This is a genomic window from Pseudomonas sp. Pse35 (assembly GCF_024519715.1).
Taxonomy (GTDB): Bacteria; Pseudomonadota; Gammaproteobacteria; order Pseudomonadales; family Pseudomonadaceae; genus Aquipseudomonas; species Aquipseudomonas paracarnis.
On the sequence record NZ_JALJRP010000007.1, the window covers coordinates 1 to 15,785 of the forward strand.

General features: G+C 59.6%; 13 protein-coding genes and 1 tRNA gene. 9 read left to right on the forward strand and 5 right to left on the reverse strand.

All coding sequences use genetic code 11. The features are described 5' to 3' along the window. Positions 1 to 191: 191 nt before the first annotated feature. A complete protein-coding gene (gabP, locus tag OC445_RS08430) occupies positions 192 to 1,583 on the reverse strand; it encodes a GABA permease (RefSeq protein ID WP_034125525.1) in 1,392 nt (463 codons plus the stop codon). 555 nt (positions 1,584 to 2,138) lie between these two features. Here gabP and OC445_RS08435 point away from each other — a divergent pair. The 5 genes from OC445_RS08435 (at position 2,139) to OC445_RS08455 (ending at position 6,341) form a co-directional block, all read left to right on the forward strand. Beyond that, positions 2,139 to 2,912 (forward strand): ABC transporter ATP-binding protein, encoded by a 774-nt coding sequence (locus OC445_RS08435; RefSeq protein ID WP_010213906.1) that lies wholly within the window; start codon positions 2,139 to 2,141, stop codon positions 2,910 to 2,912. A 13-nt stretch (positions 2,913 to 2,925) separates the two neighbouring features. Next, positions 2,926 to 3,678, forward strand: coding sequence for an ABC transporter substrate-binding protein (locus OC445_RS08440; protein WP_014716503.1), 753 nt, complete (start codon positions 2,926 to 2,928; stop codon positions 3,676 to 3,678). Positions 3,679 to 3,752: 74 nt separating this feature from the next. After that, positions 3,753 to 4,448 (forward strand): ABC transporter permease, encoded by a 696-nt coding sequence (locus OC445_RS08445; RefSeq protein ID WP_005783890.1) that lies wholly within the window; start codon positions 3,753 to 3,755, stop codon positions 4,446 to 4,448. A 38-nt stretch (positions 4,449 to 4,486) separates the two neighbouring features. Then, complete coding sequence (locus tag OC445_RS08450; RefSeq protein WP_032803763.1) at positions 4,487 to 5,176, forward strand: ABC transporter permease; 690 nt, start codon at positions 4,487 to 4,489, stop codon at positions 5,174 to 5,176. Then, positions 5,157 to 6,341: an SAM-dependent methyltransferase gene (locus OC445_RS08455; protein WP_262020056.1), complete on the forward strand. Its 1,185-nt coding sequence runs from the start codon at positions 5,157 to 5,159 to the stop codon at positions 6,339 to 6,341. The genes OC445_RS08450 and OC445_RS08455 overlap by 20 nt, the downstream gene beginning before the upstream one ends. A gap of 244 nt (positions 6,342 to 6,585) precedes the next feature. Here OC445_RS08455 and bcsQ read toward each other — a convergent pair whose 3' ends face one another. Then, the gene (gene bcsQ / locus OC445_RS08460) at positions 6,586 to 7,482 is read right to left on the reverse strand and encodes a cellulose biosynthesis protein BcsQ (RefSeq protein ID WP_054896622.1); all 897 of its coding nucleotides are present in this window, start codon (positions 7,480 to 7,482) and stop codon (positions 6,586 to 6,588) included. 328 nt (positions 7,483 to 7,810) lie between these two features. On the opposite strand from bcsQ, the gene OC445_RS08465 reads away from it, so the two are divergent. Beyond that, positions 7,811 to 7,886, forward strand: a tRNA-Thr gene (locus OC445_RS08465). A 634-nt stretch (positions 7,887 to 8,520) separates the two neighbouring features. Here the strand turns inward: OC445_RS08465 and OC445_RS08475 are convergent. From OC445_RS08475 to OC445_RS08485, 3 genes are all read right to left on the reverse strand, one after another. After that, a complete protein-coding gene (locus OC445_RS08475) occupies positions 8,521 to 10,323 on the reverse strand; it encodes a B12-binding domain-containing radical SAM protein (protein WP_057975371.1) in 1,803 nt (600 codons plus the stop codon). Between the two features lies 1 nt (position 10,324). Beyond that, positions 10,325 to 11,263: a DMT family transporter gene (locus OC445_RS08480; protein WP_034125522.1), complete on the reverse strand. Its 939-nt coding sequence runs from the start codon at positions 11,261 to 11,263 to the stop codon at positions 10,325 to 10,327. Between the two features lie 104 nt (positions 11,264 to 11,367). Continuing rightward, positions 11,368 to 12,144, reverse strand: a complete 777-nt coding sequence (locus tag OC445_RS08485; RefSeq protein ID WP_054896634.1) for a helix-turn-helix domain-containing protein — start codon at positions 12,142 to 12,144, stop codon at positions 11,368 to 11,370. 303 nt (positions 12,145 to 12,447) lie between these two features. Here OC445_RS08485 and OC445_RS08490 point away from each other — a divergent pair, with 303 nt between their 5' ends. Genes OC445_RS08490 through OC445_RS08500 form a run of 3 tightly spaced genes read left to right on the forward strand, consistent with a single transcriptional unit; the run spans position 12,448 to position 15,785 of the window. After that, entirely contained in the window at positions 12,448 to 13,791 is a 1,344-nt protein-coding gene (locus OC445_RS08490) for a CHASE2 domain-containing protein (protein ID WP_262020057.1), read from the forward strand. Positions 13,792 to 13,828: 37 nt separating this feature from the next. Continuing rightward, a complete protein-coding gene (locus tag OC445_RS08495) occupies positions 13,829 to 14,194 on the forward strand; it encodes a hypothetical protein (RefSeq protein WP_014716500.1) in 366 nt (121 codons plus the stop codon). A 13-nt stretch (positions 14,195 to 14,207) separates the two neighbouring features. Further along, positions 14,208 to 15,785, forward strand: coding sequence for a M48 family metallopeptidase (locus OC445_RS08500; protein ID WP_054919702.1), 1,578 nt, complete (start codon positions 14,208 to 14,210; stop codon positions 15,783 to 15,785).

Consider the following 15,785-nt stretch of genomic DNA (forward strand, 5'->3'; position numbering starts at 1 on the left):
TTTGGGGCCGCTTCGCGCCCCAGCGGGAGCAAGCTCCCTCGCCACAGTTACCGATGCTGTCTTAACTGACTGGCATTAGGGCTTGCCCGCGATGGCGGTGTGTCAGTCGACGAAGATATCGACTGGCAGTCCGTCATCGCGGGCAAGCCCGGCCCCCACATTGTTGCGCGGTGCACTACCACCGTCTCCCGTCAGTTAAGCGCCGCAGCCCCCACTCTTTGGGCCTTGCGACGGCTCGCCACCACCAACCCCGCCAATACCACCAGCAAGCTCAGAACCCCGGTGGCGATGATCTCGACCCGGTGTGCTTCCTGGAACAACATGATGGTCAACGTACCGACGATGAACACCATCACCGCGTACGTCAGGCCTGGGAACAGCCACATCTTGAAGACGATCTTCTCGCCCGCTGCCGCACGCTTCTGGCGCATGCGCAGTTGCGACACCGCAATCACCAGGTACACCAGCAACGCAATGGCGCCGGAGCTGGCCAGCAGGAATTCGAACACCGCCGCCGGAGCGACGTAGTTGGCGAATACCGCCAGGAACGCGGCGCCGGTAGACAGCAACACCGCCCAGTAAGGCGTGCCGCTCTTGTTGGTGCGCTTGGCCACGGCCGGTGCGTCACCGCGACGGCCCAGGGAGAACAGCATGCGCGACGCGGTGTACAGCGCCGAGTTGAGGCAACTGGTCACGGCAACCAGCACCACCAGGTCGACAATCAGCTTGGCGTTCGGGATACCCATGCGCTCCAGCACGGTCTGGTAGGAACCTACGGCAGCCAGGGTCGGATCGTTCCAAGGCACCAGGGACACCACGATGAAGATCGACAACAGGTAGAACAAACCAATCCGCCAGATCACCGAGTTGGTGGCCTTGGTGATTTGCTGGCCCGGGTTCTTCGATTCGGCTGCGGCGATGGTGACAATCTCGGTGCCCATGAACGAGAACATGGTGGTCAGGATCGCCGCCAATACGGCACCCATGCCGTTGGGCATGAACCCTTGGGTATCGAACAGGTGCGAAACACCGCTGACCTGGCTGGTGGGCAAGAAGCCGAAGATCGCGGCCAGGCCGAGGATCACAAAGCCCACGATCGCCACGACCTTGATCAGCGCAAACCAGAACTCAAACTCGCCGTAGTTCTTCACGCTGAACAAGTTGGTTGCGGTGAGCAGCAAGGTAATGACCAGGGTGAACACCCAGATCGCCACGTCGGGGAACCAGGCGTGCAGGATGGTCGCCGCCGCGTTGGCTTCCAGTGGAATCACCAGCACCCAGAACCACCAGTAGAGCCAGCCAATGGTGAAACCGGCCCAGTGGCCGATTGCCCGGTCGGCATAGGTAGAGAACGAACCGGTATCCGGTGACGCAACGGCCATCTCGGCCAGCATGCGCATCACCAGGACTACCAGCGTACCGGCGGCTGCATAGGCCAACAGCACAGCCGGGCCGGCAGCAGCGATCGCATGGCCGGAGCCGACAAACAAACCGGCGCCGATGACACCGGCAATCGACAGCATGGTGACGTGACGCGGTTTGAGCCCCTGTTCGAGGTCATTGGAGCTTTGCGTACTACTCATTGACACACCTTTGCGAGGAATTGCGAAAACGGTTCGCCCGGCTTGCAGCCTTTCTCGTGAAAAGAATCCAACAGGGCGTTCTTTATTTTTTACGCAAGATTTGCGCCAAAATATTTCAGAACCACAGTTGGCGGGGGCTGTAGGACAATTCACCACTCATCGCAAGTCATTGAGAACAATGGCATTCCGCTATAGCGTTACCGTGCGACTCACATTCATGGCATTGCGACGCACCAAAAACACACACAAAAAGTACGTGACGCCCCATAACCGGGCTGATATGGACCGTTTGCCCGGTTAACCCTTCCAACACCCGGCCAAAGCTGGCACCATCGCGCCCTTTTTTACGCGAAGCCTGTGGATCTTTCCGGCTCAAACGTCTGTAGGTTGTTGATGGCGCGACACACTGCTGCGCCGATGCGACACCCTGCCGCAGACCACCGATTAACCGTCCGCAGCGCTGTTGGCTGTCATCCAAACGCTATGCTAGCTTGGCGCCTCGCCAGGAAGGCGGCCCAACAGCGAAGATCGCAACGAACACAATGAGGACCGCACATGGCCGAGGCCACGCCCGCGCTTGAAATCCGCAACTTGCATAAACGCTATGGTGAGCTTGAGGTACTCAAAGGTATCTCGCTGACCGCTCGCGACGGCGATGTGATCTCGATCCTGGGTTCCTCCGGTTCCGGCAAGTCCACCTTCCTGCGCTGCATCAACCTGCTGGAAAACCCGCACCAGGGCCAGATCCTGGTGGCCGGCGAAGAACTCAAGCTAAAGGCCGCGAAAAACGGCGAACTGATGGCCGCCGACGGCAAGCAGATCAACCGCTTGCGCAGCGAAATCGGGTTTGTGTTTCAAAACTTTAACCTGTGGCCGCACATGAGCATCCTCGACAACATCATCGAGGCTCCTCGGCGCGTGCTCGGCCAGAGCAAGGCCGAAGCGATAGAAGTGGCCGAGGCCCTGCTGGCCAAGGTTGGTATCGCCGACAAGCGCCACGCCTACCCTGCGCAACTCTCTGGTGGCCAACAACAACGCGCGGCGATTGCGCGTACCCTGGCGATGCAGCCTAAAGTCATCCTGTTCGACGAACCGACGTCGGCGCTTGACCCGGAAATGGTCCAGGAAGTACTTAATGTGATCCGCGCGCTGGCCGAAGAAGGCCGCACCATGCTGCTGGTCACCCACGAAATGGGCTTCGCCCGCCAGGTATCCAGCGAAGTGGTGTTTTTGCACCAGGGCCTGGTCGAAGAGCAAGGATCGCCACAGCAGGTATTTGAAAACCCGCTTTCGGCGCGCTGCAAACAATTCATGTCCAGCAACCGCTAACGGAGCAACATGCATGCAGACCTATAAGAAATTCCTTCTGGCCGCGGCCGTCTCGATGGCATTCAGCGCCACGGCCATGGCAGAAACCTTGAAGATGGGGATCGAAGCGGCCTACCCGCCGTTCAACAATAAAGACGCCAGCGGTAACGTTGTCGGCTTCGACAAGGACATCGGCGACGCCCTGTGCGCCAAGATGAAAGTCGAGAAGTGCGAAGTGTATGTGTCCGACTGGGACGGCATCATCCCTGCCCTGAACGCCAAGAAGTTCGACTTCCTGGTGTCTTCGCTGTCGATCACCGACGAGCGCAAGCAGGCGGTGGACTTCACCGACCCGTACTATTCCAACAAGCTGCAGTTCATTGCGCCCAAAGCCACTGCGGATTTCAAGACCGACGCCACTTACCTCAAAGGCAAGGTGATCGGTGCACAGCGCGCAACGCTGGCCGGTACCTACCTGGAAGACAAGCTGCCGGACACCGAAGCCAAGCTCTACGACACGCAGGAAAACGCCTACCTCGACCTGACCTCCGGTCGCCTCGACGGCATCCTGGCTGACAAGTACGTGCAGTACGAATGGCTCAAGAGCAAAGACGGTTCGGCCTATGAATTCAAAGGCGACCCGGTGGTAGAAAGCGACAAGATCGGTATCGCCGTACGCAAAGGCGACCCGCTGCGCGAGCGCCTGAACAAAGCCCTGGCAGAGATCAAGGCAGACGGCACCTACAAGAAGATCAACGACAAGTACTTCCCGTTCAGCATCGAATGATCTGAACGGCCTGCCCGACGCGCTCCTGCGAGCGCGCTGGCTTTTAGCAATGCCTGCCGCGATATGAAAACACCATGAATTTCGATCTCTACGGATTCGGCCCGGCCCTTGCCGCCGGCGCGCTGATGACCGTCAAACTGGCGCTCACGGCCCTGTGCCTGGGGCTGGTGCTCGGCCTTGCCGGCGCCTTGGCCAAGACCTCCCCGTACAAGCCACTGCAATGGCTGGGCGGTGCGTATTCGACCATCGTTCGCGGTATTCCCGAATTACTGTGGGTGCTGCTGATTTACTTTGGCACCGTCAACCTGATGCGTGCGCTCGGTGAGTTCTTCGGCAACCCCGACCTGTCGCTGAGTGCCTTCGCCGCCGGCGTCATCGCCCTGGGCCTGTGCTTCGGCGCCTACGCAACGGAAGTGTTCCGCGGCGCGATCCTCGCCATTCCCAAGGGCCACCGCGAAGCCGGTGTGGCGTTGGGGCTGTCGAAGTTTCGGATTTTCACCCGGCTGATCATGCCGCAGATGTGGCGCATCGCCCTGCCGGGCCTGGGTAACCTGTTCATGATCCTGATGAAAGACACCGCGCTGGTGTCGGTGATCGGCCTGGAAGAAATCATGCGCCACGCGCAGATCGGCGTGACCGTGACCAAGCAACCCTTCACCTTCTTCATGGTCGCCGCCTTCATGTACCTGGGCCTGACCGTACTGGCGATGACCAGCATGCACTTCCTGGAAAAACGCGCCGCCCGCGGCTTTGCAAGGAGCACCCAATGAGCGGCGACTACAGCTGGCTATCGCACTTTGACCTGGGCCTGAACTGGGCCGTGATCATCAAGTGGCTGCCGAAGTTGGCCCAGGGCGCAACCCTGACCCTGGAGCTGGTGGCAATCGCCGTGATCGCCGGCCTGCTGCTGGCGATCCCTCTGGGCATCGCCCGCTCTTCGCGCCGCTGGTACGTGAGCGCCCTGCCCTACGGCTATATTTTCTTCTTCCGTGGCACGCCGCTGCTGGTGCAGTTGTTCCTGGTGTATTACGGCCTGGCGCAGTTCGACGCCGTGCGCAACAGCTTCATGTGGCCGTACCTGCGCGACCCGTTCTGGTGCGCCACCGCCACCATGACCCTGCACACCGCCGCCTACATTGCCGAGATCCTGCGCGGTGCGATCCAGGCCATTCCGCCGGGCGAAATCGAAGCAGCGCGGGCCCTGGGCATGTCCAAGCCCAAGACGCTGTTCTACATTATCCTGCCACGCGCCTCGCGCATCGGCCTGCCGGCCTACAGCAACGAAGTGATCCTGATGCTCAAGGCCAGCGCCCTGGCCAGTACCGTGACCCTGCTGGAACTGACCGGCATGGCGCGCACCATCATTGCTCGCACTTACCTGCCGGTGGAGATTTTCTTCGCTGCAGGGTTGTTCTACCTGCTGATGGCCTACGTGCTGGTGCGCGGCTTCAAACTGCTGGAAAAATGGCTGCGCGTCGATGCATGCCAAGGACGTTGAGGCACGCTTCCAGGCACTGGATGCGTTCCTGACCGAACACCAAGGGCTGTGGCGACCACGGCCCTTTACTCAGTTGCAGTTGCCCTGGGAAACCGAGCATCCCGAGTTATCCCAGTGGCTGCGCAAGCGTTCGCTGGCCGAAGCTGAAGCCAGTCACAACCAACCCCACGACCTGCCCGCGCCCACACCTTTTCCACAGCTGGCCGCTCACGCGCTGCGCCTCGCTACTGTGGATAAGTTCCCCACGCACACCCTTGAGCCCGCTCGCCATCGTTTGAATGTCGACGTGCCAGGGCGCAAATGGCAACAGATCGAAGCCTTCGGCGCCGCACTGACTTTTACCCAAACGCCTGCCCACTGGCTGGACTGGTGCGCCGGCAAAGGCCACCTAGGCCGCCGCCTGCTGCAACCCGGCCAACGGTTGACTTGCCTGGAATATGACCCCGCCCTGATCGCCTCCGGCCAAGCCTTGAGTGATCGCCACGACCTGCCCGCAACCCATCATCTGCAAGACGTGATGGCGGATGTCGCGATCCAGCCCGAACACACGCCGGTCGCCCTGCATGCCTGCGGCGACCTGCATGTGCGCCTGCTACAACTGGCCAGCGCCGCCGGCTGCAAACAACTGGCCCTGGCGCCCTGCTGCTACAACCGCATCACCGCCGACCGTTATCAACCCCTCTCCGCCGCCGGGCGTGCCTCCTTGCTGCAACTGTCGATTGAGGACCTGGGCCTGCCCCTGAGCGAAACCGTCACCGCCGGCAACCGTGTACGCCAACAACGGGACACATCCATGGCCCGCCGCCTGGGCTTTGACCAACTGCAACGGCAACTGCGTGACTGCGACGACTACCTGCCAACACCTTCCCTGCCCGCCAGTTGGCTGGATAAACCCTTTGCCGACTATTGCCAGGAACTGGCAAGCCTCAAGGGCTTATCCACAGGCGAGCAGAACTGGCCGGCCCTGGAAGCCCACGGCTGGCAACGCCTGGCCGAGGTGCGCAACCTTGAGTTAGTGAGAGGCTTGTTTCGACGCCCATTGGAACTGTGGTTGGTATTGGACCGGGCACTGTTCATGGTGGAACAGGGCTACAACGTCGAGGTCGGCAGCTTCTGCGAACCATCGTTGACCCCTCGCAACCTGATGGTGCTGGCCGAGCGCTAATAAAGGGCAAAAAATCCTACAAGTGCCCTGTGGATAACTCTGTTGATGAATACTTTGCAAAGGCAGTAGATATCGGCACTTCACACCCAAAGCCGGCCTGGTCATTTTTTGTTCACAAAATAAAGTGCACACAAAACAGGCAGTTGCAGCGTGCTGAGAACTGCTGCACAAAATGGCTGTTTCGTGACAACCGTTACCAACCGATTGTGCATAAGCATCTGGCGCCACGCGCATAACGGGCGCTTTATGCGGTCTGTTTTGGCGCCTTCAGCCACAGGCAAACCTCGTTGATATCATCACTGGCCAGCCGTTTCGCCACGTTATCCAGTGGGTCGGATGAGTAGGCCAACGCCTCATTGATGGCCATATCGCGATGAACTTCCAACGGCTCTTTGCCCAAGCGATGCTTGAACGCCTCGACCATGTCCAGGCTGAAGGGGTTGCTCTCATCCACCTGGTTAATCACCACCTGCACAACCGGCGGGCGCTCGCCCTCAAGGTGCGGAGCGAGCAGCAGGTCCAGATGATCCAGGGTCCCAAGGCAAGCAGCGTCCGCCTGCACGATGACCAGCACCACATCGGCAACGCTCAACGCTTGATGGAAATAGACGTTATTACCCGCGGGCGTATCGATGATCACCGTGTGCCGCTCGCTGAGCCCCAGGCACCCAAGACGCTGCGCCAGCCAACCGGGCTCCTGCTTGAGCCAGCGCTCGAGGCTTTCCTGCTGCTGGATATCGATATCGCCGAACGTCATCACCTGGCAACCGGCAAAGCCCAACTGCTGCAAGGGCGCCCATTGCCCATGCTCCAGACTGGTGCGGCCGATTCCGGGCAAGGTGGAACTGACCCCAAAGTGATGATGCAAGGCATTCTGCGGGTCCAGGTCCAGCGCCACCACCGACTCGCCCAGGCGCTGCAACCCACTGCTCAAGGCCGTGACCAGCGTGCTGCGGCCCACACCGCCATTGATAGACACCAACGCCACTATTTTAGGGCGCAGCTCCGGGGCATTGAGGGGCTGTTGGTAAATACTTTCGTCAGGAACACTGCCGAAAAAGTGCATTCTTGCATTGATGCCGTCGGCATCATGGGTAACGTCTTTGCCAAACAACGCCAGAATTTCTTTGCTTAGGCTCATAGCCTGCTCCTCACGACGCAGCTTAAAGACGTGAAGGTCAGCAAGTGCGGGCACTTGCCGCAGGTCTTTTTATAGGCGCCCTTGTTGGGGGCATTCTGTGACAAAGGGTTTGAAGTGTCATTATTTTGCTGTTTTTATGCTCGGGTTTTTAGATGGACGGTAGATAGTCAATTTAATGGCTTTTTCAGCGTGTGTTTTCCACAGGCTTGCAACCTGTGAAAACGTGCCCAAGACAGCCTAATCGCAAGAAACCTCAGACTTTGCAAAAATAGTCAGAATTCAGGGGTTTACAGAACCTTTCCAATCGCTATAATCGTCGCCCTAACACGCCGGTATAGCTCAGTTGGTAGAGCAACTGACTTGTAATCAGTAGGTCCCGGGTTCGACTCCTGGTGCCGGCACCATACAAGGTTCCAAAGAAAGCTTTCAAAATCTCTGGAACCCCCGAAAAACCCGCCTTCTGGCGGGTTTTTTCGTTTTGACATTCCGTCGGATTCCGCCAAAATCTTATGGATACCAGCCGAAAACCACCTCGATTTTCACGGGCAATCGTCCGCCCTGCCCGCCCATCCTTCATCAGCAGGCCTGCACACAAATCAGCGACGAACTGGGGCATGGTCGTCTCGACGTGGTATCGGCTTATAACGATGATCGAGCACGAGCAAAACATTCGACATGGCGCTGTTCCTGGCGGATCTTCTCACCGGGTCGCATGCCATTCGCGAACGTCACCTACGCCAAGCAAAGACCATTCAAGCGGAGATCTCTAATCGCTTGCACGAAGATAATCCATGGACCTGGCAGCGAAAGCATCTCGCATGGTTTCTAAACCGTCACGTGAACCAGCATGCTGAATCGACGCGCTATTACTGGCTACTGACCGCGCATTTGCTCACTCTTCGCTTAGGAAAATTCAACCTATAGATGAAGGTCAAAAACCGGTCAGAAGCAGGCTGATGGTGTAAGTGGCTCAATTGACGTGTGAGGTTGTTTGGCTACTCGCTCGAAGTCATTGAACGAGTAGGGCTGCGTAAAAAATCAGACATCCACTGGCCACGTTCCGCGCCGCACCATTTCCCGCACCCGATCAGCACCATTAGCGCGTACCAGCAATTCCATACGGGCTTTTTCGATGTCCTCGGCACTCCATTGCTCGGTGGCCATGGTGGCTTTTTCGTGAGACCAGCCATTGTCGTAGTGACGGACCACATACTGCTGTTGGTATGCCCACATCTCGGTGCCCGGAATCGGGGTCACGATAAACGGGTTGGCGTAGGCCATGCCTGCGCCCATAAGGCTGACGGCATAATCAATGGTATTACCGATTTGCCCCAGGCTTTCGATGAACGGCTGTTCGGCAGCCGAGGCCGGCGGGTTGACGAAGCCGAGCATGAAGCCGCCCGTCACCTGAATTCCGCACTCGGTAAACATCTGGATGATCTCAAAGGTTGCCTGCTGAATCGCGTTGAAACGCGACTTGTTGGAGTTCACCAGGCTCTCTTCGTTGGCGCTCTCCACCGCAAGGTAAATGTTGTAGCAACCGTTGTCGGCGATTGAACGGATAAACGTCTTCGCCGTGAGACCGCCGCGAATGGCAGCGATGACGTTGCGGTAGTGCGGGCTTTTGAGTTCCTGCTCATCAAGTTCCGCCAGAAATCGCTCGCCCTTGTGCAGCAGCACCAGATTGAACAGGCTCAGCCCACCTTCCTCGACCCACGGCAAATGGTGTTTCTTCAACAGCTTGCCGACCTCCATAGCGTACAGCGGGTCATGCATCAAGTGATCGTCTTCGATCAACACTTCGGTCACGCCTTGTTTGACCAAATCCGCCAGATGCAGGTCGAACCAGTCCAGCCCCAATGCCCGCCAGGGGCCGTTGATTTTGGGGATATAGCAGAAGTTGCAATTGACGTTGCAGCCTATGGTGGAAAAGATCTGCGCCCAGGCGCCGGTCTTGCGCACCCGCGCACCGGAGGAATGATAGGGCTGCAAGTAGTTGTTCATGTTCAGGAAACTGAAATCCGGCAACGGCATGACGCCCAGCCGCTCATCCAGATCCTGCCGGGCCGGGACAATGCTCAAGTAGCTGGATTTGCGCGTCGGTCGAACTAGTTGGCCACTGTAGCTGCGATAGGCAATGCCCGGCACCGCGTCGACATTGCCGCCTTCATGGGTGACCGCGTCGAGCAGCAGCGTGAAGGCGCGATCCGCTTCGTTGATCAGGGTGAAATCGAAAGGCGAGTCCAGCAAGGCATTCTGCCAGTCACCGCTGGAATGGGCACCGCCCGTCACCAGCAGCAAATTTGGATCGATGGATTTCACCAGGTCGGCCAGCGCCCGGGCGTTGCCCCATTGCACGGTGTAGTTGCACTGGATGCCGACGATGTCCGGTTGTGCATCTTCGATGATCTTGCGCATTTGCACATCGGTGAGGCCATAGCGGACCAAATGGCCCTGATCGACGTTCACCAGAGTGTTTTCCTGGGACCAGCCGGCGAATGGCGCGTCGACGATCTGCACCTCGTAGCCGGCGCGCTTGGCCACCGTGGCGATGCGCAACAGGCCAATGGGCGTGCCGGCGCGTTTCATTACTTCGAACGTGTCGATGCCGATGTCGGCAAATGCGCTGCCCAGCGGTACCGGCTCAATCAGCCGCGTGTAAGGCGGCACGAACAGCAACACACGTGGCGCTTCGCCATTTGCGCGGCGGCGAATGCCGCTGCGGCTGGACTTCAATGACGGTAGTCCCAGATGCTGGAGCGCAGGACGAGTGGGCGCCACGCTGAATCGTGGCAGGTCGCGTTCAATTCTTGTGGCGCCTTCAGAGGCAATCAGGTCCATCTCAAAGCTCCTTTACAACAGTGATGTCGGCGTTGGGCTGGCCTGTTTTCGAGGTGGCGATAACAGCGCCAACGATAATCAGCAGTGTGGGAATAATCAGGATCGGGCTGGCATGGCTTTGCCCTATGGCCACCAGCAGCAGGGTCGAGATCAGGGGGGCCAGATAGGAGAGAGCGCCGAGCATCGCCAGGCTGCCGTGCTTGGTGGCGTGGTCCCAGGCGAAAAACGCCAGGCCCACCGGCCCCAGGCCAAGGCCGACGATGGCCGCCCATTGCCCGGCGCTTGGAATGACCGCGGTTTCAAACGCCAGATGGCAGACCAGGCCGGCCACTGCGACGAGGCCACAGATGCCACCAATGATGCTGCTTGGCACGTCACTGAAACGGCGGTTGATCACCGAATAGGACGACCAGACCAGCGCGCAGGCGAAGGCGGCCAGGTAGCCGGCTACCGGCATGGCGGCGGCTTCATCCGAGGCGCGCTGTTGCATGATGAACGCCGTACCGGCCAACCCCAGCAGCGCGCCGAGTAACTGGCGTTTGCGCAGCCGTTCCCCCGCGCTGAAGGCCGAGAGCAGCACAATCAACAGTGGCCACAGGTAGGCAATCAGGCTCGCCTCGGCAACCGGGGCAGCCTTGAGGGCGAAAAAATACAGCGCGTGGTAGGCGAATATCCCTAGAAAACCGACCGCCCATACCGACCAGGGCTGACGCCAGCTGCGAAACCCCGCCATGCCGTTGCGGCCAAGGATGCACAGGCTCGCTACAAACGCGACGGCAAAACTCAGGGTCAGCAGTTGGAAGGGTGGAATGCCTTCGGTGAGGCTGGTCAGCAACGCCAGGCATGACCACAGGAACACCGCGATCACGCCGATGGCGGTGGCCGAGGCTGCGGCTCTGACAGACACCTGTGTTTTGGCAATGCGCGTCACTTCGGTCATCTACGCCCCGTCTGATTTATCCTTGTCGGTGGGGCAATCATAGAAAGGTCCGGCCGGGCGGGTATTGATGAGCACTGCTGAAGATTTGTTCAGGCCTGCCGGATTCACCTTACCCGCGAACTTCGTCGCACCGTGGCCGGCGTCAGGTCGCGGTTCTTTTTCAGGGCGTGGGTGAGTGCACTTTGATCGGCATAACCGACGCGGTGGGCGATCTCGGTGATCGACAGCGCGGTTTCGCACAGCAAGTCGATGGCACGGTTGAGACGCAAGGTGGCGATATGCGCAAAAGGCGTGCTATTCAAATGGCGAGCGAACAGCACGTAGAGTTGCCGCTCGCTGGTGCCTGCCACCCGTGCAATCTCGGTGGCGCTAAGCCGGCTGTCCAGATGGCTTTCGATGTAAGCGAGTGCCCGTGCCAGGGTGAACTGACCATGCTCAGGGATGATTCCGGGCGGCAGCGTCAGCGAAGACAGCAGCAAAGTACTCCAGGACTCCGCCACCTGAGGTGAACTGGTCAGCAAGGGCGCGCTGCGGCTGGCGTATTCGAGTAAATGGCGGATTTCCGGGCCTACTGGGAAAAAGCGTTTGTCGGCCTGGAGTCTGGTCGACAGGTCGAGATTCTTGGGCCCGCCGAACGTCGTGGCCGGCACGTCGAGTACCAGAAAGATATTGGCCTTTTGCGCCAGAAACGCATGGCGAGCACCGGCAGGAATTACCACGCCCTGACTCCAGTCGACCTTGCCGGCCCGACCGTCGACTTCGATGTCCATGGAGCCGGACTGCGGCAGCACGAGCTGATGAAAGTCGTGATCGTGCAATTCGACTTGGCCCGAATACGAACGAAGGGCCAGTGAAACCGCTGGGTTATCGTGACTGCCCATAGCGCCTCTCCGTTGGCTCAGGTTCACATCATGCCTGAGTCAGAGAACCCGGTGCCACTCCCGCGAGCGCTCAGGGGAGATGCGACGAGTCATCGGCAAGAACTCCTGCGGGACGCGGGCTGATTTCATCGCGGGCAAGCCCGGCGCCCACAGCGCAAAGCCCTGGCCAGGATAGGCCAGGGCTTTTTACGAATGACGACCCATGCGCCCATAGCGATATGGCACATAGCCACTTTTCCAATTGACACCCCCTCCCCACTCCGTTAAAAACCCCGCCTTGCTTGCGTTTTTATCGAGACATGGATGTTGTCCAAACCCCCGCTGTTCAAATACCGCCGCTATTGGCTGGCGGTCATCATCGTGTTGCTGGCGATTCTTGATCCTTTCGGCCTGGCCAGTTCCAGCGACAAGGCGTCGGCGCAGTGGCTCAATCGTATGTTCGCCAGTCACTACCCGAGCCTTGGGCAGCAGCGGGTGGCGGTGGTGTTGATCGATGATGCCTACCTGATGCGCAATAACAGTTCGTGGCCCATGCCCTATGGCGAGCAGAGCAAGTTGTTCAAGCGCTTGCTGGCGTACAAGCCCCAGGCGGTGTTTGTGGATTTGCTTTATAGCCACGACCACTCGTTTGGCGACCCGACGCGGGGCAGCCAGTTGCTGGCGAATGTGTTTGAGCGTTATCAACGCCAACGCATCCCGTTGTGGCTGGCCAATACTGGGTTGACTCGGGCAGAGGCGGGCCAGGCGAATACGCTGGCGCCGTTCATGCAGGTGAGCCAGCCGGCGCTGGTTGTATGGGAAGGGGTGGATGACAAGTATCCACTGGCGATGCGCACACATGCAGGGCTGATGGAAACTCCCGCCCTGTCGCTGTATCGAGTGTTCTGTGCCACGCAGCACTGCAAGCAGCCGCCGGTGGATGTGCAAGCCGCTGCGCAGCGCCAGCCCATCGCGGTGCAGTGGGGGCTGAAGCTGGCGCCCGAACAGGCACGTATTGCCGATATCCGCCACTGCGCGCCGGCACGGCATTTTTTGCTGGACGGGGTGGCGCAGTTATTTCAGGCGGTGTTCTGGAAGCTCGACGACTCGGCCCAGGCGCGCTGCCCTTATACGCTGACGTTGTCGGCCAGTGACCTGGAGGTCAGCGACCCCGATGACCAGGCACTGGTCGCCGACTTACTGCGCGACCGCCTGGTGTTGGTGGGCGCCAATATCGCGTCTACAGGGGACCTGGTGGAGTCGCCGGTACACGGCCAACTCCCTGGCGTTTACCTGCACGCCATGGCGCTGGACAACCTGATCAATGCGGGCATGGACTACGACCATGAACCGGCCAATTTCCCCCACCTGCCGTTCAATTGGCTGGACCTGCTGGAGCTCGGGCTGCTGGCGTTGATCGCCGTGCTCAAGGCGCTGCACGCACGTCGCCTGGCGGGCCATCGCCCCTGGAGCCGGTGGCGGCGCCAGGAAATCTGGTTTTTTACCTCGCCGTGCCCGTCGTGGCTGTTGGTGATGTCGATGTTGGCGGGGGTCAGTGTGTTGCTGAGCCTCAATGACATCACCCCGGTCAACGTGCTGGGCATTGTGTTGCTGTCGTTGGTGCTGTTCAGCGAGCGGATCGAAGCCTTCTTCGACCGCGATCGCTGAGTGCACCGCTCTGCTATCTGACTCAAGGAAACCAAGGATGAACAGAAGCCTCATCGTCTTGCTCGCCGCCCTCTTCACCCAGGGCGCCTGGGCAGAAACCCACAGTATCAAGGCGTTCCTCGCCGACCCGGTGACAGTGCTGGACGAGCAGGGCAAGCAACAACGTGAGCTGGCGAAAAAGGACGCGCCCACCCAGCCCCTGCCGGTATTGCAGTACAACCAGGCGCTGGACCTGGTGCAGGTAGAACTGGCAGGCCAGAAGGTGTGGCTGGACACCATGGATTTGCGCATCGAGCCCCCGCTGAACGTCGTCGACCTGCCCTGCCAGGGCCTGACCAAAAGCCAGGCCAAGGACAGCCGCAACAACTCCACCATCGGTTTTGGTGCCGGCTGCAATCAATAAAAGGAGCGTTGCGGTGAAGGGATATCTAGTAGCAGCCAGCCTGTTGGCCAGTTCGGTGCTCAGTGGTTGCGCCACCTTGAAAGGCGCAGACCAGGCGTTTATGAACCTGGTGGGGCCCTCGACCCAGTCCCGGGTTCAGGGCCATTACGTGGATAACAGCGACGTACGCCAGTATTACAAGCTCGACCCACAGCGCCAGAGCCAGCAGCGTTTGAGCTACGACGGGCGTGCGGTACCGGCCGCTGAAGCGCGCCAGCAGAACCTGGTGGATATCCCGATGCTGCAAGGCTACTTGCAGGGCATCGTCACGCGCTTGTCCAAGGGCTGGCCGGGGGAGTTGCCGCCGCTGCAGGTGAAGATCACCGACAGCTATGGCTTCGGGCCGTCGGCAGACCCCTACGGCAACCTGTTCGTGCCGCTGGGCATGCTGGACAACGTCGCCAGTGAAGATGAAATCGCCGCGATGCTGGGCCATGAAATGAGCCACGTATTGCTGCATCACCATGACCGCATGGCCGCTTTCCAGCAGCAGAAAGACATGTTCACCACCGTGGCCTCCACGGTCGCCTTGGCCACCATGGCTGCCGATACGGGCGTGGACCGCAGCTCCGGTACGATGAAACTGTTCAGTAAAGACCCAGCCGGCACCCAGAAGACCATCGGCAACACCGTGCTGTATACCGCCCTGGCCAATACCTTTTCCGATCAGGTATGGAGCACCGCCTGGGGCCGCAGCCAGGAAGACCAGGCCGACTTGCTGGGCACCGACTTGATGATCCGTGCCGGTTACGCGCCGCGAGCCGCCACCCATAGTCTGGAGCGCCTCAACGACTTCCAGGGCAAGCAGAAGCCCTTGCTCACGGGGTTCCTCACGGCGCGCAAGAATGCCATGCAGGATTCGCTGCAGCAGTTCAATCTCGACCAGTTCACCAAAGAGCTGGACGTGCTGGTCAAGGATGGCTTGACCACCGGCATCACCGCGACCAGCCAATACTTCAACCGCTCACATATGTCGGCCATGGACCGCGACACCGAGCTGCGCCAGTACTTGCAACGCGAGTATCGCCAGGAACGCCGCGCCCGGGTCAACCCGCAAAGCTGGTCGAAAATGAAGAATACGCCCCAGGTGGCGAAGGCTTTGCAGGGCTATAAAGACGCGTACTTCGCGATTGATGCCCTGGAGAAAAACAAGGTGCCAGACGCTGACGCTTTCATCCGCAAGGCCCTGGCTTCGCCGGTAAAAGACCAGCCGAGCATTCGGCGCGCTGCCTATACCGTGCGCCTGGCCCAAGGCAAAAACAGCGAAGCGGTGAAAGAGTTGCAGGCGATCAAGGACTGGTCCCTGGCAGGGCCTTCCACCTATGACTTGATGATCAGCTACCACCTCAAACGCGGTGACGGGCAATCGGCACTGGCGATGATCGACAAGGCAGAACGCAACCTGGGCTCGGAAGAACTGTTTATTACCGAGAAGCTGTTGGCCAACCAGCAACTGCAGAATGCGCAGCAGGTGCAAAGCGTGCTGCGCAAATGCGAGCAGTACCCGACGCGCAAAGAGAACTGCAAAAAGCTCGCACCGGTCAAAGCCTGA